17 protein-coding genes and 3 pseudogenes are annotated in these 22,624 nt (G+C 40.0%); 9 read left to right on the top strand and 11 right to left on the bottom strand.

Features of this window, described 5'->3' with window-relative positions:
• Window positions 1-20 precede the first annotated feature (20 nt).
• From zwf to V7K79_RS11330, 4 genes and pseudogenes are all read right to left on the bottom strand, one after another.
• Window positions 21-1,556, bottom strand: coding sequence for a glucose-6-phosphate dehydrogenase (gene zwf / locus V7K79_RS11345; RefSeq protein ID WP_335047617.1), 1,536 nt, complete (start codon window positions 1,554-1,556; stop codon window positions 21-23).
• A gap of 225 nt (window positions 1,557-1,781) precedes the next feature.
• A pseudogene (locus tag V7K79_RS11340) lies at window positions 1,782-2,507 on the bottom strand (Uma2 family endonuclease).
• A gap of 62 nt (window positions 2,508-2,569) precedes the next feature.
• Window positions 2,570-3,445: a GNAT family N-acetyltransferase gene (locus V7K79_RS11335; RefSeq protein ID WP_335047615.1), complete on the bottom strand. Its 876-nt coding sequence runs from the start codon at window positions 3,443-3,445 to the stop codon at window positions 2,570-2,572.
• 128 nt (window positions 3,446-3,573) lie between these two features.
• The gene (locus V7K79_RS11330) at window positions 3,574-4,074 is read right to left on the bottom strand and encodes a GNAT family N-acetyltransferase (protein WP_335047613.1); all 501 of its coding nucleotides are present in this window, start codon (window positions 4,072-4,074) and stop codon (window positions 3,574-3,576) included.
• 165 nt (window positions 4,075-4,239) lie between these two features.
• Between V7K79_RS11330 and V7K79_RS11325 the strand changes: the two genes are divergently transcribed.
• The 4 genes from V7K79_RS11325 to V7K79_RS11310 all read left to right on the top strand — a co-directional run bounded on the left by V7K79_RS11325 (window position 4,240) and on the right by V7K79_RS11310 (window position 7,796).
• Window positions 4,240-4,476, top strand: a complete 237-nt coding sequence (locus V7K79_RS11325; RefSeq protein ID WP_335047611.1) for a hypothetical protein — start codon at window positions 4,240-4,242, stop codon at window positions 4,474-4,476.
• Between the two features lie 594 nt (window positions 4,477-5,070).
• Window positions 5,071-5,634, top strand: coding sequence for a retropepsin-like aspartic protease family protein (locus V7K79_RS11320; RefSeq protein ID WP_335047610.1), 564 nt, complete (start codon window positions 5,071-5,073; stop codon window positions 5,632-5,634).
• A gap of 150 nt (window positions 5,635-5,784) precedes the next feature.
• Complete coding sequence (miaB, locus tag V7K79_RS11315) at window positions 5,785-7,149, top strand: tRNA (N6-isopentenyl adenosine(37)-C2)-methylthiotransferase MiaB (RefSeq protein ID WP_335047608.1); 1,365 nt, start codon at window positions 5,785-5,787, stop codon at window positions 7,147-7,149.
• Between the two features lie 29 nt (window positions 7,150-7,178).
• Entirely contained in the window at window positions 7,179-7,796 is a 618-nt protein-coding gene (locus tag V7K79_RS11310) for a hypothetical protein (RefSeq protein WP_335047607.1), read from the top strand.
• Between the two features lie 154 nt (window positions 7,797-7,950).
• On the opposite strand, the pseudogene V7K79_RS29980 reads toward V7K79_RS11310, so the two are convergent.
• Window positions 7,951-8,058, bottom strand: a pseudogene (locus V7K79_RS29980) (IS630 family transposase); the annotation flags it as partial.
• Window positions 8,059-8,247: 189 nt separating this feature from the next.
• Here V7K79_RS29980 and V7K79_RS11305 point away from each other — a divergent pair.
• On the top strand, window positions 8,248-8,676 hold the full coding sequence (locus V7K79_RS11305) for a nucleoside 2-deoxyribosyltransferase domain-containing protein (protein WP_335047676.1): 429 nt from the start codon (window positions 8,248-8,250) through the stop codon (window positions 8,674-8,676).
• A gap of 37 nt (window positions 8,677-8,713) precedes the next feature.
• Here the strand turns inward: V7K79_RS11305 and V7K79_RS11300 are convergent, their stop codons facing one another.
• From V7K79_RS11300 to mnmG, 3 genes are all read right to left on the bottom strand, one after another.
• A complete protein-coding gene (locus tag V7K79_RS11300; RefSeq protein ID WP_335047604.1) occupies window positions 8,714-9,691 on the bottom strand; it encodes a bestrophin family protein in 978 nt (325 codons plus the stop codon).
• A gap of 645 nt (window positions 9,692-10,336) precedes the next feature.
• Window positions 10,337-11,710, bottom strand: a complete 1,374-nt coding sequence (locus V7K79_RS11295; RefSeq protein ID WP_335047602.1) for a hypothetical protein — start codon at window positions 11,708-11,710, stop codon at window positions 10,337-10,339.
• 434 nt (window positions 11,711-12,144) lie between these two features.
• Window positions 12,145-14,067, bottom strand: a complete 1,923-nt coding sequence (gene mnmG / locus V7K79_RS11290) for a tRNA uridine-5-carboxymethylaminomethyl(34) synthesis enzyme MnmG (protein WP_335047600.1) — start codon at window positions 14,065-14,067, stop codon at window positions 12,145-12,147.
• Window positions 14,068-14,442: 375 nt separating this feature from the next.
• On the opposite strand from mnmG, the gene V7K79_RS11285 reads away from it, so the two are divergent.
• A complete protein-coding gene (locus tag V7K79_RS11285; RefSeq protein WP_335047598.1) occupies window positions 14,443-15,315 on the top strand; it encodes a D-alanyl-D-alanine carboxypeptidase family protein in 873 nt (290 codons plus the stop codon).
• A gap of 63 nt (window positions 15,316-15,378) precedes the next feature.
• A complete protein-coding gene (locus tag V7K79_RS11280; RefSeq protein ID WP_335047595.1) occupies window positions 15,379-16,899 on the top strand; it encodes an NYN domain-containing protein in 1,521 nt (506 codons plus the stop codon).
• A 361-nt stretch (window positions 16,900-17,260) separates the two neighbouring features.
• On the opposite strand, the gene V7K79_RS11275 is transcribed toward V7K79_RS11280, so the two are convergent.
• A complete protein-coding gene (locus tag V7K79_RS11275) occupies window positions 17,261-18,238 on the bottom strand; it encodes a water stress protein WSP1 (protein ID WP_335047593.1) in 978 nt (325 codons plus the stop codon).
• 1,109 nt (window positions 18,239-19,347) lie between these two features.
• Window positions 19,348-19,710, bottom strand: a complete 363-nt coding sequence (locus V7K79_RS11270; RefSeq protein WP_335047591.1) for a hypothetical protein — start codon at window positions 19,708-19,710, stop codon at window positions 19,348-19,350.
• A gap of 256 nt (window positions 19,711-19,966) precedes the next feature.
• Between V7K79_RS11270 and V7K79_RS11265 the strand changes: the two genes are divergently transcribed.
• Both V7K79_RS11265 and V7K79_RS11260 read left to right on the top strand, forming a co-directional pair.
• Window positions 19,967-21,022: a DMT family transporter gene (locus V7K79_RS11265; protein WP_335047589.1), complete on the top strand. Its 1,056-nt coding sequence runs from the start codon at window positions 19,967-19,969 to the stop codon at window positions 21,020-21,022.
• A gap of 295 nt (window positions 21,023-21,317) precedes the next feature.
• Entirely contained in the window at window positions 21,318-22,079 is a 762-nt protein-coding gene (locus V7K79_RS11260) for a DUF2996 domain-containing protein (protein ID WP_335047587.1), read from the top strand.
• 112 nt (window positions 22,080-22,191) lie between these two features.
• Here V7K79_RS11260 and V7K79_RS11255 read toward each other — a convergent pair.
• Window positions 22,192-22,536 (bottom strand): annotated as a pseudogene (locus V7K79_RS11255) (hypothetical protein); the annotation flags it as partial.
• Between the last annotated feature and the right edge of the window lie 88 nt (window positions 22,537-22,624).

Here is a 22,624-nt window from a genome sequence, read left to right as displayed (position 1 = left end):
ATAAGTGTATGTTTAGACTATCAGTCAGTCTTGTGCCATTGCCGACCATCGCGCACCAATAAATCATCTGCTGCCAATGGTCCCCATGAGCCTGCTGCATAGTTGGGAAAGTTTTCAGGAGACGTGGTTGCCCAAGCCTCTAGAAGGGGGGTAACGACGCTCCAGCCCAGTTCTACGTTGTCCGATCGCTGAAACAAAGTCGCATCACCGATCATGCAGTCGTATAGCAAGGTTTCGTAGCCAGTACTCTGGATCTTGCCAAAGTAATCAGTGTAGCAAAAGTCCATTTCTACTGCATCCATTGCCATCGCTGGTCCAGGCACCTTTGCACCAAATTGGAGGTGAATTCCTTCCTCTGGTTGAATGCGGATGGTCAAGAAATTAGGCGTGAGACGCTCAATTGAGGTTTGGCGAAATAATAGTGAAGGTACTTGCTTAAACTGAATTGCAATTTCAGTCACACGTTTAGCCAAACGCTTGCCTGTTCGGAGATAAAACGGCACCCCTGCCCAGCGCCAGTTGTCGATGTTCAGCTTTAAGGCAGCATAAGTTTCAGTGGTAGAGTCTGATGCAACTCGTGGCTCTGAGCGATAAGCAGGCACTTGGGTATCCTTCACCGTTGCCGCACCATATTGTCCCCGTACAGTATCAGTTTGCACACTTTCAGCAGTGAGCGGAATGATCGACTTCAATAGTTTTGACTTTTCATCACGCACCTCATCGGCTGAAAACGAGACTGGTGGTTCCATCGCCGTCATTGCCAGTAGTTGAAACAGATGGTTTTGCACCATGTCCCGCACTGCGCCTGTACCTTCATAGAAGTTGCCTCTGCCTTCTACTCCAACCGTTTCGGCTACGGTAATCTGTACGTGATCGATATGTTCGCGATTCCAAATCGGTTCAAACAAGCCATTACCAAACCGAAACACCAAAATGTTTTGTACAGTCTCTTTGCCCAGGTAGTGATCGATGCGGTAAATCTGTTTTTCCTGAAGGACAGCACCAATGGATTTATTCAGGGCACGAGCCGAGTCCAAGTCGTGCCCAAACGGTTTCTCAATGATAACTCGCCGCCAGCGATCGCTCTCTTCGCGCACTAATCCTGCCGCGCCAAGCTGCGTAATGATGTCACAAAAGAAGTTAGAGCCAGTTGCCAGGTAGAACAAATAGTTTCCCTGAGTGCCACAGTCTCGATCGATTTGAGTGAGTAAGTCTTGTAATTGATGGTAAGTGTCGGCCTCCTGAAACTCACCAGCAAGATAGTATAGTCGCTCCTCAAGCGGTTGCCAGAGCTTCTCGTCTACAGGAACCGTTGCGAACTCATGAATGTCTTGAGCGAGTTTGCTACGAAAATCGTCCTGACTCATTGAAGTGTGTGCGACTCCAACGATCGCAAATTCTTGCGGCAGCAAATTGCTTTGTTTGAGGTTATAGAGGGCGGGAAGCAGCAGACGTTTGGTTAAATCTCCTGCTGCTCCAAAGATAACGAGCGCACAGGGTTCTGCCGGACGGATTGAGGCTTCAACAGGAACCTGGGGCGTGGTGGCAGCCGTCATGATAAAATCTCCGCATATTCTTCAATATCTCCACAAAACTATAGCGCATTGCAGACAGTAGTTTATCTGCAAACATTGTGGTGACTTAAAAGTATTGCAAGTCAGTCAGAAGCCCAACATAAAAATTATGTATGGCATCGTCTAGTTTACACTGGTATTATTCCAGTGCTACTAAGTAAGTGGGCGGAAATATTTATTTGTTGTTGGGATAAGGCAGGCAAAAAGCTAATCTATATCAGGTTCAACGCCTAGCGATCGCAATTGTGCTATCAACCGTTCAGCTCGTTGTCTTTCTTGTTCAGTAGAAGTTAATACCCAGCAGCCTGTCCAATCATATCAGCGTAACCAGGGCTGTTCTATACCTTGATAGCGTCCCTGCCATACACCCAAACCTAGTTCTAGTTCTGGTATCCAAAAGCGCGATTCTGACAGTGCTATCTCAGCATAACGACCACCGTCTAACTTAAATACTTTTAATTCATATTTGTACCGATCAAATACTACATAATAGGGAACACGTAGAATCTGCTCATACACTTCCCATTTTCCTGGTGGTTGCTTGATATCTCGCAATATCTGCCCCAGGTATTCTTTTTCAGTACCTGGAGACAGCAATTCAACTACAATAAAAGGATGAACTCCCTCTTGCCAAACGACATAATTTAAGCGTAAATCCCGTTGTTCATAGAGACGGGAAACACCTAAAACGGCAAACCAATCTGGTCGCTTATACCACAGTGGATAACGCGGATCATAATAAAGATTCAGATCGCTAGCAACAAATATCTCATCACTAGGATAATTTGGTGGACGAAAGGTTTCGTCTAACAGACGAGGTTGCAATAAATGAAACTGATCGGGCAAACCAGGTTCCTCAGGATCTTCACTGGGAAGATCGTACATTGTCGGCAATACATCTTTTGGCGATCGCGGCGGGTCGGTTTGATACATCATAAAGCAGTCCCGATCATGAAACTTTCAGTTCTATTATGATTTAATTGTTTTTGATTAACTTAACACCTTGCAGAACGGGGCAGCATAAATTTCTCGCCCTCTGCTGCAAATTTACCGCGAACCATCAGCACAGTTTCATCAAAAGTATGGGTGAATGCTTGCACTTCTTTGACATCTAGAAGTTCTGGGCTAAAGTAAATCACTACTTCTTCAATTGGTTGAGGTATCTTACTAAGAATATTCTTCAAAGAGCATATCTGCGTTGTAACTAAATCGAAAAGATGAAGTCGGTTATCTTCTATCTCCAGACAGGCGATTAAATCTAAATCTTCTGCATAGTATAAGGGACGACTTCCTTCATTGACGCAGAACACAAGTTTTTTGTTGACTACGCCAACTATATTAGAGACAGGGGCGCGTGTTTCTAAAAGTCTGTGTAGTAATGTGTAATCTTTGGTATTTGTAAAATCCAGTATTCTGAAGCTATCAGTGCTACCTGTGGAGTTACACTTAACTTTGAAGATATGTTCTTCGACTATACGAAAGCCAAAAGGTAAGTAAAACTCTGGTTGTGGTGTCGTCAATACTAGTGTTTCATAAATGCTATTGCAATACCCTAGCACTTCCTCCATTACTTCGCGGTAATAGCCTCTCCGGCGAAATTCTGCACGGGTAGCTACTCCATGAATTCCTCCTACAGTAAGCTTTTGTCCCATAATTTGCATGGGAATTTCTAACACTCCCACATGGGTAATAGCGACATCATCATGAAAACGCATAAACGGAGTTGAAGCTGTTTCCCAGGAAGCACCTAGTTTTTTTGCACATTCTGCTAAACTGCTGAGTCCGGGAAATGTGACTTCCATCAAGTCAAAAAGCTTATCGCTTAAGCTGGGATCATCAGAGAATGACTGTTTGAAACGATAATGGCTCATAGTTTAAGTATTACTATCAATTTAGTAAAAATTACAAAATCAATTCCAGCAAATCCAGAAAAAGGGAAATTATAAATAGGTAACAAGGGCGTAAGGTGTTGCACCTCTAACGTTTAACCCAATATTTCTCAAGCCTGAGTCTCTTCAAATAAGACTAAACCATACTTCTCGCCAGTAGGCAAAAAGCCAATTCCTCGATAAACTGCTTGGGCTGCTTGGTTATTATCACCTGTAAACAGGATGGAACGTTTTACTAAGAGCGATCGCGCATCTAACAATGAGCCTGCTACTACACTTTTAGCGTAGCCTTTACCCCGCAGCGCTGGCGGTGTCCAGACTCCACCGATTTGCACAATATCAGGTAGGCTGGCATTGAAAGCAGAGTAAGAAACTGGGGTATCTCCTGCTACCAAAACCCAATGCATAGCCGTAGCTTGACGTGCCTCAACTACCAGACGGCTAGCTGTTCTTAAACTGGGAGTATCTCTTTGTCCCAAAGTTTCCACACTATAAGCAGCGCTCCATTCAGTGAGTAATTCCAATTCATCTGGATGTGGCAAACGAGACTGCACCTTTGCCGATGCTAAAGCTTCAGGTATTTGCAAGTTACTCAATGCTAAAGATAACATGCGCCTGCGGTACTTTAGCTTGTTCAAGGGACAAACAGTCACCAACTGAGTGGTGGCATATCTTGTATTATAATTGTAGTACAAAAAGCCGATAATACAGAAAAACCGTTGATGTTTGACGTAGCTGACGTTTAAAATAGGTATTCAAGCGAAGGAAATGAAAGCTTGAAATTGATATTGGTAGCTTCCAACTCTTTGTTGTGTGCAGCCTTTGAACAGCATTTTAATTATTTACCAAATGTAGAAATAGTGAATAACTATTTCGAGTGGTTGCCAGATTTTGATTGTATGGTCAGCCTTGCTAACTCTTTTGGAATGATGGATGGTGGCATTGATGCGGCAATTATCCGTTTTTTTGGTCATTCATTAAGATCATTTTCTGTACCCACCCAAACATCTTAATTGCATAGTTGCGGCTGAAAGACAACTTCAAATATGGGAAGGAGGAGATTTTCTGTAAAGCAATACTTACGCTTTCTAAGATAATTGGGCGCATCTTCTAATACTTTTTACAAGGGACAAGAACGCATTGATTCAGCCAATCCAAATTTAATGCGATCGCTCATAGCATTACACAAGAATATCGGCGCTTAAATATCTTTGCAACTACTGTTAATGCAGCACTAAGCTTTGAAGAAGCTAACAAATCTCTGTGATCAACTTCTTAGCATGTCAGATTGAATTTGCTCTAAGTATTTTTATCATGTCTTTACCTAATCTTTAATTTTTTACTCAGTAGTTATCGGTAATATGTATTGAGTAAAATGCAATTTTATCTTGATTGAGATATATTATATAAAAAACTTTACTAGCTAACTTAAAACTACAATAATTGGTTAAAAGTATCCCGTGACAAAAAGAGAGAGTTTTAATTTTTATTTGTTAATTAAGAAAAACTGACTTTTCATATTGAAAAACTATAATTTTAATGTTTTATAGCCGCCATGAGTAGTTTAGTTATTAAGAGTAATTATAAAAAATGGAGAGCAATATAACATGAAGAATGCTTGTAGGCGTTGGATTACGACTGTTAAACAAGCTACGATTGCACTAATGCCGACGCTGATATTTTTAGCATTCTCTCATCAGGCAACAGCAGACGATCCAGGAGCGTGTTACATGATAACTTCCTCTGGTAAAACCGTTGAATTGGGGGGGATTTGTGGCAATATCATAGACGCACCTTCAGACAACAGAGTTTTTCGAGTCTCAATCAAACGCCGTTTTGGTGGAACTCCTGTGATTGATGTCACCTTCAATGACAAAAAAACTTTTGAAATGATTGTAGATACAGGTGCTAGTGGAACCATTATCACTCAAGATATGGCGAATACACTTCAACTACAGGCTACAGGTATAATGCAAGCCCAAATTGCTGATGGTAGTGAAGTACAATTCTCAACCAGTAAGGTAAAATCTGTTGCAGTAGGTGGAGTTACAGCCAACAATCTTCAAGTGGCGATCGCACCAAAAGCCAGCATCGGCTTATTAGGGCATGATTTCTTTGGCAACTATGATATTAAAATTCTGGAAACAGAAGTTGAATTTCATCACCGCTAATGCTTGCAGCTTGTAACTTATTGAGGTTTTTATATCGAAATATTAAAAGAAATCTGAGCTAAGATACTCAGCATTCCTGAAGCAGCTTAAGAGCGTTATAGAATAGAAATAAACCTTACATAACATTACGCTGATTCAGCAGAATTGCCCATGACCAGTTCTAAACGCCAATATCACATCACTACTTTCGGTTGTCAGATGAATAAAGCTGACTCAGAGCGCATGGCTGGCGTTTTAGAAGACATGGGCTTTGAGTGGTGTCAAGATCCGAATCATGCAGATGTGATTCTCTACAATACTTGTACAATTCGAGATAATGCTGAACAAAAGGTGTATTCCTATCTTGGCAGACAAGCCAAGCGTAAACACGAGCAACCTGATTTAACCCTGATTGTTGCTGGTTGTGTTGCCCAGCAAGAAGGAGAAGCGCTGTTGCGGCGAGTCCCAGAATTAGATTTGGTAATGGGGCCACAACATGCCAACCGTCTGAAAGATTTGCTGGAGTCAGTATTTGAGGGTAATCAAGTCGTAGCAACCGAAGCAGTTCACATTATTGAGGATATCACGCAGCCGCGACGAGATAGTACAGTCACAGCTTGGGTGAATGTAATTTACGGCTGTAACGAACGCTGTACTTATTGCGTGGTTCCCAATGTGCGCGGTGTCGAACAATCTCGCACGCCGTCAGCTATCCGGGCGGAAATGGAAGAATTAGGAAGGCAAGGTTACAAAGAAATTACTCTACTCGGTCAAAATATTGATGCTTACGGCAGAGATTTACCTGGAGTCACACCAGAAGGTCGGCATCTGCACAACTTTACAGATTTACTTTATTATGTGCATGATGTACCGGGAATTGAAAGATTAAGATTTGCTACTAGTCACCCTCGCTATTTTACCGAGAGATTAATTCAAGCTTGTGCTGAGTTGCCCAAGGTGTGCGAACACTTCCACATTCCCTTTCAATCTGGGGATAATGAACTTTTAAAAGCGATGGCGCGGGGTTATACTCATGAGAAATATCGCCGGATTATTGATACCATTCGGCGGTATATGCCAGATGCCTCGGTTAGTGCCGATGTAATTGTCGGTTTTCCTGGGGAGACAGAAGCACAGTTTGAAAATACCTTGAAACTGGTGGAAGATATTGGCTTTGATATGTTGAATACAGCAGCATATTCGCCGCGTCCAGGCACACCAGCTGCTTTATGGGACAATCAACTGAGTGAAGAAATTAAAAGCGATCGCCTGCAACGGCTCAATCATCTGGGAAACTTGAAAGTAGCAGAGCGATCGCAACGTTACTTTGGACGCATTGAAGAAGTTTTAGTAGAAGACCAAAATCCTAAAGATCCAACTCAGGTGATGGGACGCACTGGTGGTAATCGTTTGACCTTTTTTAACGGTAACATCAAAGAACTCAAAGGGCAGTTAGTCAAGGTAAAAATTACCGAAGTTCGCCCTTTTAGTTTGACGGGTGAACCAGTTGAAGTAAGGCAAACCATTTTGCTGTAAGAACTATTTGAAGATTATACCTTTGACTTATGATGAAGTTACCGCAAACGATTCCAGTTCTTCTTTTTGGGGCTAGCTTGGCTGTAATTTCCCCTCAAAGTGCTGCTTTGGGCGTTCAAGAGGTAGCTATTGTTGCCCAAGCATCAAGCGATTTGCCAATGGTCAAATCAGCTGGACTGTCCCCCGATATGGATGTGCCTTGGTCGAAAACCGTAAGAATTGTTGACCCCTTTGAAGGGGAGTTAGTTGGAGTGTTTGATCGCAATTCTTTAGGTGGCCGCTTGTACCGTGAGAGTTCAAAGCAAGTTATTAGTTTGTGGACTCCTTCGAGCATTCGAGTACTCGTAACAGTAAATTCGGATCAAGCAAGCTCTCCTTTCTACATAGCAGGTCGCGTATATCCTAGACCTGACTATTTTAGATTTGTCACGACTAAAAAAGTTGATAAGCTTTTGCTCAAGGTCAGAAAAAAAGTTTTTCAATTAGACAGTTCAACTGGCACATTTGCTGTTAGTAAAGAATTAGCTACTGCTTTGAAAAATGCTCCAGATGAAAACTTAGATATCAGATTAGTCTTGGAAGGAGGTCAAACTGTTGATAGCGAAATTGGCAAAGGTACAGTAAAAGCTTGGCGAACTATTTATTAAGCAATTGCATTTTTTAGCCAAGTGTTTTCTATGTTTAATAAAGGAAAAATCTCTCCGTTCTCATCATAAAATTTTGGTATAACTTGTTTATAGATCAATACGCTTGGGTTAAAGATAGCCGTAGGTTGGGTTGAACGAACGCGAACAGCGTCCTGGAGTTTAGACTAAACTCCAGTTGGATAGCAACATGAGTGTATCCTTCTAGCAGCATCTTGACTGCGAGTGCCCGTTGAATTTCTCGCTTGTCTTGGCTATTTTCGATAAACTCTGATAGCGATACCTTCGGTGAGCTTCGCTAACGCATCCACATTGATATCCCCTTATAATGGCTACTAATTATACTTTAAATTCTTTTCCGTATTTTCTCACAAACCAGAGCAGGTAGGATTTAGAGCAAATATACTGTAAGTATGTAATTGATGTGTAAAAAAACACGAATACGAGTAAATATATTGAAGTACCCTCAGAATTTGATGGTGAAGGAAAAGCTATATTTTTTGCTGGTGGAATTACAGGTTGTCCAGATTGGCAATCACAGATAGTGGAATTATTAGAACCCTCACCTTGGATAATTTTAAATCCTCGACAAGCTAATTTTCCCATTCATGACTCAAGTGCTTCTCAACAGCAGATCACATGGGAGTTTAAGCATCTGCGACTTGCCACAGCAATTCTTTTTTGGTTTCCATGTGAAACTCTCTGTCCAATAGTTCTCTACGAACTGGGTGCTTGGTCAATGACAAATAAACCTTTATTCGTGGGAGTTCATCCTAACTACGCTAGAAGACAAGATGTAGAAATTCAAACTGGTTTGGTACGTCCTGATATTCAAATTGTTTATTCTTTAGATGAATTAGCTAATCAAGTTTATAAATTTTAGTCGTGTGCAGTTAAAATTATTACTTTAATAATAGACCTTAATAATAACGAACATTGTTAGAAGAAAGACTGATTAATTCTTCTACATTGTTTGAGATTGTGTTACAAATAGTATTTAAAGGTAAGTCATTCGGATCAAATCCAAAAGGTTCTTCAATTTCTGAGCCAATTTGTTCAATACTTAATAATGTAAAACTTACAAAAGCCATTACTATACCAGTCCACCAATTTAAAAAGCTCACAATTTCTAAAGGTAATATAAGACAAAACATTAATAAAAGTTGTCTGAGTTTAATAGTATATATCAAAGGCAGCGGCGTTTTTAAAATGCGTTCGCAACCGCCTAAAATATCTACTAAATCATCTACACAATTATGTAAAGTAGTCAGTTGATAAACATTCAGACAATTTCGGTCATGCTGATATTGCAAGTAATCTCCTATCCAATAAGCAATTTGTAGTGGAGGATGATTAGTCTCTTGGAGTTGTAGATATTGTTTTTCAGACATTAATGATGCTAACTGAGTGTCTAAAGGTACCGATCTTAGATGTAACTTCATTGCAATTGCAAAAGCAGTTACTAACCGAAGCATTGCTTCTTTTTCTAATTTATCTTGTGGTGTCTTCTCTTTAACTATTATCGAAATTCCCCGAGTTAAATTACGTGATGTATTTACTAAAGCTCCCCATAACTGACGACCTTCCCAAAATCTATCATGGGCTGTATTCGTCCGAAATACTAATAGTAGTGTAAAACCAATATTAAAACTTAAAACAGCATTGGTAAGAATATTGCTAGAATCTGAAAATGCTATTGGTAATCCTAAATGATTTAAAAATGATATAAAAGTACCATAGATAGTACAAAAAATTACCCAAGGAAGAATAATAGAGATAATTGACCTTTCAAGTCGAAGAGTTACTTGAAACCAGTTTAATTTTTCACCTTTGTAAAGATGATACTTTTCTCTTAAAGAGTTTTTAGAATTATTTTTAAAATAGTTAAGTTGTTTCATGTTGTTAATACCAATTATCTATAAAAATGCGCCAACTTTGAAAAATGAATTGCATAGACGCAAAGCGACTACTCTTACGATAATGCTAAGAGTGAACCCGCAGGGTAGGTCGCATTCACGTAGCATCTCCTTAGAGAAGGACACAAAGGAAAAAAGAAAATTTGGCGCAGCCTCACAAACAAATGATATAGGGTTTGAGGATTACATCAATTAACAAACTAACTTTTTTAGCTAAATATATCTTGCTTAAGCAAGATATATGCAAGATGTAAGTTTACATATAGTCACTGTAATGGATCTATAATCAACACAAGTTCTAGTTTTAACATTGAAATTTATTTATGTAAACTATCTTGAGGTAGGGAAATTGAATTATTTATTACAAACCTGATTTTCTGCTTATATTGATTAAAGATTGTGGTATTTCAGGTAAAAGCGATCTTACTGTTAATAAAGCTGATGGTGTTAAAACTAAACGCGATCGCATGAGCTATGCTAGGCAATCTTAACAGTGCAGAAAGAGATAGAGGACTATTTGACAGAATCAAATTATTTCAATCAATTATTACTAGTTGCAGTCATATTAATGGTGATAGATAAGTTTAATTTTTAAACTCTCCTTAACCAAGCAGTGGGTTAAAAAATTTATAGTTTCTGTCCTGCATAAATCGATCGCACTTCGCCATTACGTCGGACGACTGCTTCGCCATTACTGACATCTACTAGCGTCCAACCGCTTGATCCGATACTTTCACCCATATTAATGCGACGAGTCACGCCATCGATTTTAAATAAAGCGGCAGATTTGTTGCCCAACTCTAGCAACCCCTCTAAGGTATTACTCGGAGCTTCTGCGATCGCAGTTGGCGGATATACTTGTTCTTGAGTAATAGTTGGTTCTGACTCTGGGGCGAGTGCGGCGCGTAATGGAACTACTGGTAATGCAGGTAGAGGCTTGGGTGTTTGGCGTACGGTAATAGGTGCAGTTTTGGCTGCCACAGGTTTGAGTTCGGTTTGGACAGCAGCAGCTAACATATTAACAGTTACAGGCTTGGCAGCTTGCCGCACTGTATTCAGGGCAGTTTTCACAACATTGGGTTGAGATAGCCGTAATGCACTGGCAACTTGTGGTAAAAGTGTGGGAGTCCCCGGAATGGCTGGAAGGGCGTAGCGCATTGGCGACGGCGCTTGATAAACGGGGACGTAGATGCGCTCAACAACGCTTCCAGAACGGTTGGGGGGGTTGGGGGCTGGTGGTGTATTGTTAGCTAGAAGTGGTGGAAGTGGTGGTAGATTACCAGTTGCTTGCTCGCGATTAAGGGCTATTTGGTTAGTATTTGCCTGATTGGAGAATCCTAGACTGAAAGATTTTTGATTGCTTTTTGCTCCTTGCTTGTCTATAACTGCCAGTGATTGGAGCATATAGTCAACTAATTCTGCCTCAATTTCTGTTTTCACGGGCAATCGTGACTGCGGTTGCGGCACTATCAGCGCTGATTCGGGCAATTTGGTATTAAAAAGATATATGACTCCAGACTGCACCAAGTAGATTGTACTAGCGATCGCTACCCCTAAAGTTGTTGCTACAATCAGCAGTTTGCCCAAAACCGGACTAGTTTTCTGACGCTTTCTACTAACTGGTTCGACATTAGCGGGATCAAATATAACGGTACTTAATTGCTTGTGGTTATCTTGAGCAACTGAATGTACTGCTTGATTGAGTGTGTTTGGTAAGATAATCTGTGGTATTGTAGCTGTCTGCACAGGCACGTATTCTGAAGGCGATTGGCGTTGAGCTTGGGCAAAAACCCCAGCAACAGAGTGGTTTGATTTGTTTTGATTACTGTGCCTAACAGTTTGAGAAAGTAAATTACCACTAACATCCAGAATGTAGTCGATATCGGCAAAGAGTTCATCCATTAAACCATCAGCATAGTTTTCTATCGACCAAGGCTCGTTGGTGATTAAGTCCTCTGATGGTTCTGGTACTATGAGACGGGTGCTGGCTTGTTGTAACATAGACGTTCGGGTTGTTGCTTGGACGAGTAAACGCCACCCCTACTGCCTGGAATTAGGATTATAAAGGAGGTAGCAGGAAAAGGACAGTTATTACTGAAAACAAGTATGAATAAAAACTTTAAAGTTAAGTAATTACCCGTATTAAAAAGCAGAATTGTATTGAAACGTGTTGAGTGAGATACAAAGCTTGGAGCCGCTTTGTCTCCTGTCTTGCTCCAATCCTATGCAGTTGCGCGTGGGTTACTCCTGCCTTTTGCCTCCTGAATAATAGAAACATCCAATTCCCCATCTTAATTGAGATAAGTTGATTGAGTGTTGATTATTAAACTCAACTTTCATCTAGAGATTGTTGATGATGACATTACTAATATTTATGTCATCTATCATACCAATCTCTCTTTCTACTACTATACTCAGTCTTTATCAAGTTTATATTAAGTTAACGCTGGAAACCCTGACTGGTTCTTAGTTCTACGCAATTCTAAATATAATAATAAGGCATTAATATCCGCTGGGTTTACACCACCTATACGTGCAGCTTGACCAAGAGTAAGTGGTTTTACGTGAGTCAGCTTTTCCCGTGCCTCTTTAGAAAGAGTATCAATTGTTGTGTAATCTAAATTCCCAGGTAACTGGCGGTGAGCTTGGCGGGCAATTTGGTCAATCTGATTTTGTTGCCTAGCGAGATAGCCAGAATACTTGATGTCAATTTCTGCGCCTTCTTTCTCGGCCCGGTTGAGGTTGGGGTTTCCCAGTCCGAACCTGTCGAGGTCAACGTAATGTAATCCTGGACGGCGCAACAAGTCGTTGAGGGTAATCGAACCTTTAATTGCTTGTTGGGTATCAGATGCGATCGCTATGCCAATTTGATCATGTTCTTTAACTCGTGTGGTTTGCAATCTTTGTTTTTCTGTGGTGATATTACCCTGTTTTTGGGTAAACATATCCCAACGGCGATCGTCAATTAAACCAATTTCTCGTCCCAAGGGTGTCAGGCGTTGGTCGGCATTGTCAGAACGCAATAGCAATCGGTACTCTGACCTACTGGTAAGCATCCGGTAAGGTTCTCGCAGGTCTTTTGTACACAGGTCATCAACTAGCGTCCCAATGTAACTTTGTTCGCGGGCAAAGACAATCATTTCTTGAGAGCGAACAAATCGAGCGGCGTTAATTCCTGCCACCAGTCCTTGAGCAGCAGCTTCTTCATAACCTGTAGTGCCGTTAATCTGCCCAGCACAAAACAGCCCCGCAATTTTCTTAGTCATCAGCGTGGGGTAACACTGAGTTGCTGGTAAATAGTCATATTCCACTGCATAGGCGGGACGCAGCATCACACATTTTTCCAAACCGGGGAGAGTCCGCAACATTTGCAGTTGCAAATTTTCTGGCAACCCTGTAGAAAACCCTTGGATATAAAGTTCGGGTATATCCCTTCCTTCTGGTTCAATAAAGATTTGGTGGCTTTCTTTATCGGCAAAGCGGACAATTTTATCTTCAATACTGGGACAATAACGCGGCCCTTTGGCTTCCACCCAACCGCCATAAACTGGCGACAGGTGTAAATTTTCCTGAATCAGACGATGTGTTTCGGCAGTTGTGCGGGTGATGTAGCAAGGCATCTGTTCCCGTTCTATCCACACATCTGGGTCAAAGCTAAACCAGCGCACATCTTCATCCCCTGGCTGGATGAGCATTTTACTATAATCTACCGATCGCTTATCTACCCGCGCTGGAGTTCCAGTTTTAAGTCTACCTGTTTCAAATCCCAGGCGATTTAGGGTTTGTGTCAATCCTTCAGCTGCAAATTCTCCAGCTCGTCCTGCTGGCATTGATTTGTTACCAACCCAAATTTTGCCTCCCAGAAAGGTGCCAGTTGTCAAAATGACTGCTTTACATTGGAACCCTACACCAAAATATGTTTCAACCCCAATGACTTCACCATTCGCGCCTAGCACCAAATCTATTGCCATACTTTCGCGGATTGTCAAGTTGTCTTGATTCTCGACAATATTTTTCATCACTGCTGCATATTCGCGCTTATCAGTCTGGGCGCGTAATGCCCAAACAGCAGGCCCTCGTGAAGAGTTGAGGATGCGTTTTTGTAGATAGGTACGGTCTGCTACTTTACCAATTTCTCCGCCGAGTGCATCTACCTCATGAGTCAACTGAGATTTGGCTGGGCCACCCACGGCTGGGTTACAAGGTTGCCAAGCGATTTTATCCAAGTTGAGCGTCAATAGCAGGGTACGACAACCGAGGCGTGCAGAGGCGAGAGCTGCTTCGCAACCGGAGTGACCTGCACCGACGACTATGACATCAAAAGCGTCTTGGAATTCAACGGAATTGTGCATGGTCATACTTACAGGATCGGCAAGCTTAGAGTTCTTTTCAATTTTAACTGTTCCAGTGGTTTCATGGATGTAACTTTCTCATAAAAAAGTTATACAAACTTACTAGTACTCAATTAAAGGCAAGATTCTATTTTTTAACTTTAGTAGTAAGTGGAAAATATCATCTTTTTAAAATTTGTGACAAGATTCCGGTTTTGCGATCGCAGCTATTGTTTGTATCGTTAAACAGTAGAAATTAATTTATAACTGATATGTATTATATATTTTTTGAGCAGATGCAACTAAATTTTAATATCGATAAATAATCTAAAATTTTCAGTCATCAATAATACTTTTTCTAAATATGTTAATTGAATTAACTCACTAAGCAATTATTTAAAAATGAAACTTACCCTTAGCAATCAAAGAAATATTACTAGATTTATTAGAAAAATCAGTTTCATCGGTATTGTTTTATTGATGATTTTTGTATTAGTAGCTAGCAATGAGATTAATCACCACCAAGTTGCTATAACTGCTCAACCATTACAAAAATGTTTTAATAATGATTCATTACATTGTATAGATTCCTCTAAAAATATAACATCAGAACCATTTATTCCCGATCCCAAATTAAATGCCCAACAGCGTTTTTTATCTGCGATCGCTAAAAAATTACCCACGATTCCTCAGCTTGGTACTTATGAATATACTTTGCTGCGAAGTTATGGTGCAGTATTTATAAATCCAGATATGAAGATTAAATTGCCGCAAAAAGATATCTTTGCTAATGAACAAGAAACCCAAGAGTTTCAAGCTACTTTAACAATGGGTCATATTGATGGTACTAACGACTGTTTTTTACAGAAACCTGCGGCTGATGCTTTAAATAAAGCGCGAACTCAACAACAAATTCCGCTAAAATCTGGTTATGGCTCTGGTGATTGTACTCGCACTTTCAACACGAATTTAAAATTTTGGAATAAATATGCTAATAATCAAGTTTTAGCAAAAGTTCAACAAGGTAAAGAAACAAAAATTCTCGGTTTAGTTGCACCTCCTGGAACTTCACAACATCTCTTTGGATTAGCAATTGATTTACGCGTAGGTAGTAAAGAACAGAGAAAAGCTCTTAATCAAAATGGTTGGTTTCAAACTGTAGAAAACGATGTTCCACATTGGACTTATGTAGGTTTATCTGAAGAGAATTTACGTTTATTTGGTTTAAAAAAACAAGCTATTCGAGGTATTAACTATTGGATGACACCACTTTAATTGTTAGATAGCATGAAAACTTGGGAATACTAACTTAAAAGATATATTGTCAGGGATTTAGCTATGCCAAACGAAGCTGCTAACCAAGAGCAAGACTTCCTAATTGATTTATTAAGAGCGACTTATCAAAATCAGGAAGTATATCCAATTCTGCAACAAAACTTAAGTAAAATCAACGATGATTTAGCTTTAAAGCTGCGAAAAAGGGTAAGCGATCGCTTTGCTAAAGAACCCGCTATTGCTATTAATTTAGCTAGAGTCATTATCAAACTAAGTACCATTATTCAAGAGTTTAAACAAGGGGATATTGCTAGTAATTTAGAAATTGCGATCGCCGGTTATGAAACAGTTTTGCAAGTGTGTACCCGTGAGGCTTTCCCCCATGAATGGGATGTTGTTCAGCAAGCTTTAGTAACAGCTTATCAGCAACGCCAGTATATTCTCTCCAAAACCATTGGTGAACTACGAGAGCAGACTGTCCAAACCCAGAGTCAGATTAATACATTAACTGAGCAGTTACAAGAAGAATTACAACAAGCAAAATTACAAGTTAATGACTTAACAACAACAATTACGGAGTTAAAACAGGAAACGAGTAGTTCAGAGTCAGCGCCAGAAATAACGTCCTTAATCGCTGAGTTAAAAGAGTTAAAGCAGCGTCAGATTCGTGTAGAACAGTTTACTTCCACAGCTCATACTTCACCTAAGACTGAGCAGTTCAATACAGCTATTTTTTATGATATCGAAAATTTAACAATGGGTAGAAGCAACCCTAACTTAAATTTTTCTCTGAAACAAATTCAAACAAATCTAGAAAATACTACCCTAGTTAATAAAATAGCTATCCAATGCGCTTATGCTGACTGGAGTGATTCTCGATTAAGGCTACTCAAAAATGAGATTCAAGAACTTGGTATTGAAGCAATTCAAATTTTTGATTACAGTCATAAACGGAATGCAGCAGATATGCAATTGGCAATTGATGTCATGGAATTAGCCCAGAGTCGTCCTACACTGCAAGTTTTTGTTATTGTATCAGGTGATGGTGCATTTGCCGCTTTAGCTAAAAAGCTCCATGAGTATGGAAAGACTGTAATTGGATGTGCTTACGAAGGACAAATTAATCGTATTCTCAAGTCTGTTTGTGATTGCTTTATACCTATACCTGCTCCTCAGGAAAAAATAAAAGATATTTTAATTAATGAAGTAACTAGCGAGAGTCCATTAAATGATGATGATATTTTAGTAGTAACTAAGAATACTTTACAAAACTTGAAGCAGAATGTTGAGCAATTAAATCAGCTTAAACAAGGTGGTATTCATCTACCTCAAATTCACAAAATATTGAAAGATAATATCCCCAACTTTGACAAAAAAAGAGATAAGTATGGTAAAACATTGACAAGCTTTTTGAAACAAGTCATTGAAGGAACGGATATTTCTCTATCGATTGACAACAATAAACTAATCTTTAAAGAAATGCTAACTATAGGCTCTAATGGCTCATCAAATAAAACTTTGAATGGTGGTAGCTCTTATTTAAAGACTAAAGTGCTTACTACCAACTCCGTTAACCTGTCATAATCCCGCTTGGCAGACTATTAATCGAAGTTACTAGTTATCAACCTCGGTGTAGTTTGCAGGCGATGCCTGCGGCGGGCTACGCCTACGCCCATAACAAGATGTACGGTTGCACTATGCATAACCATCACTCAAGCTTAATTTTCTTTACGAGAATTAACTAGTTTATAAGTGCTAAATTGAACTTGCTATTAAAACTGATGTATGTATTCTGTTTTGATAAATTTCAAAATAAAAATTTAGTTAATCTTTACAAAAAGTACAGGTAGTTTGGCAAATAAATTTTTTTTATCTTTAGATCCGTTCTTCAACTCTTGTAAAAACTACTTTTACAAGAGTTGAAGAAAGAGCATCTTAACGACTGTTATTCATTAACAATCGAAAAGCCTTCATACTGAACGGGTGGTGTTGCCAAAGCATTTGGTAAGGTAACGTTACCAAGTAAGGTGGCGGTTGCAAAGCCAGCGCCATTAGTACCTGTGGCACTACCTAAACCTAGACCTGATGCAGCAAGTTCATCTTGGTAGCCTGTGATCTCATAAACAGCACCAGTTTCCAGCCAACCGATCAATCTTTGAGAACCTAAGTTAGTAAATGACAAATCAGAATCTGCGTTGACATTCAGAGGTTGCCCTGAAGGAGTTCTCAGAGCAATCGGCGCAGATAGCTGACCAGTGAGTAAATCGACTTTATAAAGATTGTTCCCATTTCCATCAGAGGTATGAAAATCGCTAGCAAAAGCGCGAGTTCCACCAGGATTGAGATTGTCGATAGCTAATCCATCGGTAAATTTTCCAGGGTTGGTAGGTTGAGTTCCTTGTGTTTGTGCAGCAGTAGTAGGTGCGCCAAAAGCGTCTACAAGGCTAATATTTCCAGGGGTACCTGTAGTAATTTTATAAAGTGAGCTTCCTACTAGTTCTCCACCAAGATTAGCAGTTTTATTGCCTGAAATGTTGTAGAGAGCATTTTGTTGTTTACTAAAGTCAGCACCTGACTCAAATCCAAAACGCACTAGGTTAGATGGTGTAGGAGTTGGTGAGACCTGGGCTGGAGCAAAAGGCTGATCTACATTATTAACGACAATAACAGGACCTGGATTATTTGGAAGAGCAGTAGCCCGTGCTTCGTTAACTGCAATTACCCTTCCGGTAGTGGGGTTAGTTGCCAAACCTTCTAGATCTGCGTTAGTAACAGTACCTGCAATATTGACTGTACCTACTCGTGTGGGAGTAATAGTACCTCCAGGTGCAGAAGGGATCAAAAAGCGGTAAACGTCAAGTTGCTTGCCATTATTAGGGTTTTGGTCACGATCCTCTCCAATCGTATAGCCGTAAAGAGCCATGAGAATTTTCTCCTTATTGAAACCTGTTAAACTTTTGGGAACACTCCAAATATGCAAATTACTATCTGACTAAAAGCTTGTACGACACAAACAAAGCTAACCTTCCCAGGTTGAGATTTAAGATTAGTCCGTGTTATCTTACTTTGCTTATATAGCAGAGAAATTTGCAAACCTGAAATACATACTGCTAAACTTTTGACTGTAAACAAGCTAGGACTACTTAACTCAAGATTTTTGTAATTACTATGTATTTACTCAATTTTTGAGAGTAGGATATGTGATAACTTGATGCTCGGAGATAGAAATCTCAAAACTACTTTAGGTTACACTTCCAGGCATTTTTGGGAAACCCATTATTCCCAAACTAGATTACAATGAGCCGAGAGTTAAGCATCTTTAAATTTGCTCGTTAAAAGTCAAAAACTAAGGTTGTAAATTGTATTTGGAGTTATCTTAACAAGACTATATTTGAATAAAATTAAGGTTTCATAACATCTTGGTTAAGGTTTAGTAGTTGCTGAATGTTTTCACTCGCTGATATACTTCTTCCGTTGTTTCAACAAAAAAGCATATTGGGGCAAAGTAGTATATAAGTAGGCTTTCTCTTCGTGAAAACACTACCCATTACCTCTGAGGTTGCATAGAGCAATTTACTCAATCTTTTGTCTTGCCAAGTCTAATTTTGTAGAGTTTCACAAATAAAGAGAATTTTACTAGATAAATATTATAATTAATTTATACATTTAGTAAAGGTATCAGTATAAGTAAAAGTTGATTGATTTAATAGCTATTAAACAATTTCTTTTCGTAGGCGATCGCTTTTAGCCTACTCACTTAAAAATACCTTGGGCAAAAATAATTAAATAAGACTTAAAGGACAAAATTAAAAAGAAAGTTTTATCTTTCCCCCTTTTTTTTAGCTTGTTTTGCTAGAAATTTGATGGCTTTTTCTGGATAGGTAATCAGACTTTTGCTAGGGCGTAAACGCACAGCATAAAGCCGGAGACGTTTCCGTTACTCCGGGCTTCTATTCATATATTGCAACCTAGATACTAATCGAATTGCTCCTCTAGTTTCAGCAAAATATTAATTAGAAAGTGGATTTATTATTACTTCACTTCACTGGGTTCAAATTTAGTTACCTTACCTTTTTTAATGGCAACAATCACATCGTAATGTGAACAGTAAGCGAAGGTGACATCATTAGCTTTGTTATAGAGGTTAACTACATGACCTGCACCACCTACCTGGATACCGATTGGTTCCAAGTCACCAAAGAAGAAACGACGTAGTTGATCGCCACTACCAATTTGACCCTTACTCTTAGTAAGCAAATCTAATTTCTGTGCTACAGACATTTCTTGGGCTGCTGATGCTTGCACTAATAACGGATTGATCGCTTTTAATGGTACGTCCCAAACTGTGAAAAAACCAACCAAAGCTACACTTGTAAGTAAGGGTGCGAGTTTCATTTGTTACTTCTGTTTTTTGTTTTATCCTGAACATCCCAAGCATCTCAGGTAGCAGTGAGAGCTTATTGAAACTAAGCCACTATTTTCATGAATTTATCCTTTGAGAAAATTTAGTGAATTCTCAGCATTTTCTCAGGTAATCATGGCTGCTCAAAGTCACAGGATAATTTAAGTATTTTCTCAACAAAACCTCATTTTGAAGTGCGTGAGCGTAACTTAATATAATGAGCAATGCTTTCATTGCAGTGATGTTATTGTGACTAGAGCCAAAAGACCATCTCGCCAAATCCATAGAATTTCAGGACAAACATATCTTTGGCTAGCAATGCTAATTTTTGGAGCATCTAGCGCTGTTACCCGGAAACTAACAGAAATTGGTGCTCAACATTTCATTGATAATCGCAATCCGATTTCTTTGTGTAATGTTTTATTCGTGGGAAACCTTTGCGCTTTGATACTTCTGATCTTAATCTATGGGCGGCAGTGGAACAAAGCTACTTTGAAGCAACTCTCAAGGAAGGATTGGGTCAGTCTAACGGCAGTAGCTATTTTATTAGGAGCGCTAGCCCCTGGCTTAATTTTCCAGGCACTGGCACTCACAAGGGTGAACAATGTCATCTTGGTGGGACGCTTGGAACCGCCTCTAACTCTGGCTTTATCAGTCTGGTTATTAAGAGAACGGGTAAATATTTGGGAATTTCTTGGTGCGATCGCAGCTTTTATTGGCGTTATCCTAACTATTATCCTTCAGCCTCCAACAGAAACCATGATGAACATGGGAAGTTTCGGTTTAGGTATAGGGGAACTTTTGGCCGCAGTCGCATCTGTGGCTATAGCCGTTTCTACAATTATTAGCAAGAAACACCTTTTGCAGATTCCTTTGGGAATCTATAGCATTTTTCGGACTGCACTAGGAACTGTAATCTTTTTCTTTTTTGCTTTAATCCTCTATGGCAGGGATCATTTCGCTGGTGTCCTCTCACCATTCTTGTGGCAGTGGATGTTTATCTATGGCGGGTTGATTGTGGTGCTGGGCCAGTCTTTTTGGATTAAAGGTTTGAAAACTTCTACTGCTTCTATGGCTTCTTTGGTTAGCTCATTTGGTCCAATTGTGGGAATTATAGCAGCCTATTTAATTTTGGGTGAAGCTCCTACCCGACCTCAATATATTGGCGGTAGCTTGATTTTAGTAGGCATATTCTTGAGCCAAGTTGGTACTAAGCGTCAAACTTCTAGCATTGTATCTGATAAAGTGATTTCTACTTCAGCACAGCAACAGGTAGAAACTGGTATGGGATTCAAAGGGATTTGAAAGAGACGGAGGGTAAAAAAGCTTATATAGCCGTAGTCACACAGGTTAGGACATTTGGAAACGGTGAAAGAAGAGAGTTAGCAATAGTTTTACCTCCAGCAAGAACTGCCCTCTGCCTCCTGCCTCCTGCTATATCCTAAGCTTTTGTGTTATTTCTAACTGTATAAGCGTCCGCAGGAGCATTATTACAAATTAGGAATTCCGCCTTGCAGTACTAGTATGTCAAAATAAAAATACCCGATACATTAAGGTGAGCGATCGCTCCCAAAGCTAGATTAAAGGATTGACCTGAGCAATGGCAGAACCAACCAATCACAATCAAGCGGGAGAAGTAGCTCCCAGCACTGTTGACAAGCAAGCTCCAAGTGTAGCTGAAGAACACGCTCCTAGTACAGACTCACCCGAAGCCACAGATATTCCTACTGCCAACACACCAGATCCTAAAGCCGCGAATCCCGAAGATAACCCCAATGCTGCTAAACCAGTTGCTGTACCACCCAAGCGAGAAAAACCCGCCGCCGCAGCTAAAGCCGCAAAAGCAGAAAAACCCGCTGACGACGACACAACAGAAGAAAAACCCGCCGCCGCAGCTAAAGCCGCAAAAGCAGAAAAACCTGTAGCCGACGACGCAACAGAAGAAAAACCCGCCGCAGCTAAAGCCGCTAAAAAAGAAAAAGCCCCAGCTGTTGAAAATAAGCCATTTGTAGAGTTCATTGAGCAAGACTACTTGCCAGCTTTACAAAAAGCGATCGCTCAAAAAGGTGTACAAGATTTACAGGTGTCTTTTGCCAAGCAAAAAGTGCCAATTACTGGCTTTGAATCCGCCGAAGAATGCTGGCAAATTATCGGCAGTTGGTCAGAAATTGGTAAGCGTCAGTTTAACCTGTATTTCCCCGAAGAAGATATTCAAGGGAAAAAGGGATTTTCTTGTAATGAAGGCAAAAAACCCAGCACTCTTGAGTCATTCTTAATCGATGAGCGCAAAATTACTCTCGATTTATTGGTATATGGCTTAGTTCAGCGCTTGGATGGTCAAAAGTGGTTAGGTAGAAATTAGTCATTGGTCATTGATCATTGGTCATTAGTTTTTAACAAAGGACAAAGCGCAAAGTCTGGCGGAGATTTCCTCCGCTCAGACTTTGTAAGGAATGACAAATGACAAATAACAATTAAAGCTCGTAGAAATGGTAGGTAACGGCTCCAGTATTGGGGTCGTTATCAATTTTTACATAACCTGATTTGTACATCTCTAAGAGTGTAGCTTCCACTTCAGCAAAGCTAGCTCCCGTAAACTTCACCCCTTGAGTGACAGTTAAAATACCACCCTTGCTTTCCGCCGCTTCAATCAGTTTGCTCATGAGTTGGTTGCCTGTTGGCCTGTGGACTTGAGAAGCAACCACTGCTTGATTCAACGGCACACCCAAGGGAGATATACCCGCTTTTAATCTCAGGTTGTGTTCGTATTCGTTAACCATGTTGGGGATAAAGAACAAATCCACAAACTGCCCTATCCCTCTTCTGTCACTTTCCGGAATAAGCAAGTAGTTTAGGAGCTAAATCATCCAGAAGCATAAGAGGGTTTAAATTGATTCATTGCAGCAA

It is taken from the genome of Nostoc sp. (genome assembly GCF_036917575.1).
Taxonomy (GTDB): Bacteria; Cyanobacteriota; Cyanobacteriia; order Cyanobacteriales; family Nostocaceae; genus Nostoc.
Note: the sequence above shows the minus strand (reverse complement) of the source record. Positions and strands in the feature narration are given on the sequence as shown.

Coding starts and splice junctions, on each gene's coding strand:
- V7K79_RS11295 (WP_335047602.1), bottom strand. CDS start 11,710: ATGTTACAACAAGCCAGCACCCGTCTCATAGTACCAGAACCATCAGAG.
- V7K79_RS11270 (WP_335047591.1), bottom strand. CDS start 19,710: ATGAAACTCGCACCCTTACTTACAAGTGTAGCTTTGGTTGGTTTTTTC.
- V7K79_RS11275 (WP_335047593.1), bottom strand. CDS start 18,238: ATGGCTCTTTACGGCTATACGATTGGAGAGGATCGTGACCAAAACCCT.
- miaB (WP_335047608.1), top strand. CDS start 5,785: ATGACCAGTTCTAAACGCCAATATCACATCACTACTTTCGGTTGTCAG.
- V7K79_RS11335 (WP_335047615.1), bottom strand. CDS start 3,445: ATGAGCCATTATCGTTTCAAACAGTCATTCTCTGATGATCCCAGCTTA.
- V7K79_RS11320 (WP_335047610.1), top strand. CDS start 5,071: ATGAAGAATGCTTGTAGGCGTTGGATTACGACTGTTAAACAAGCTACG.
- mnmG (WP_335047600.1), bottom strand. CDS start 14,067: ATGACCATGCACAATTCCGTTGAATTCCAAGACGCTTTTGATGTCATA.
- V7K79_RS11285 (WP_335047598.1), top strand. CDS start 14,443: ATGAAACTTACCCTTAGCAATCAAAGAAATATTACTAGATTTATTAGA.
- zwf (WP_335047617.1), bottom strand. CDS start 1,556: ATGACGGCTGCCACCACGCCCCAGGTTCCTGTTGAAGCCTCAATCCGT.
- V7K79_RS11330 (WP_335047613.1), bottom strand. CDS start 4,074: ATGTTATCTTTAGCATTGAGTAACTTGCAAATACCTGAAGCTTTAGCA.
- V7K79_RS11280 (WP_335047595.1), top strand. CDS start 15,379: ATGCCAAACGAAGCTGCTAACCAAGAGCAAGACTTCCTAATTGATTTA.
- V7K79_RS11310 (WP_335047607.1), top strand. CDS start 7,179: ATGATGAAGTTACCGCAAACGATTCCAGTTCTTCTTTTTGGGGCTAGC.
- V7K79_RS11260 (WP_335047587.1), top strand. CDS start 21,318: ATGGCAGAACCAACCAATCACAATCAAGCGGGAGAAGTAGCTCCCAGC.
- V7K79_RS11300 (WP_335047604.1), bottom strand. CDS start 9,691: ATGAAACAACTTAACTATTTTAAAAATAATTCTAAAAACTCTTTAAGA.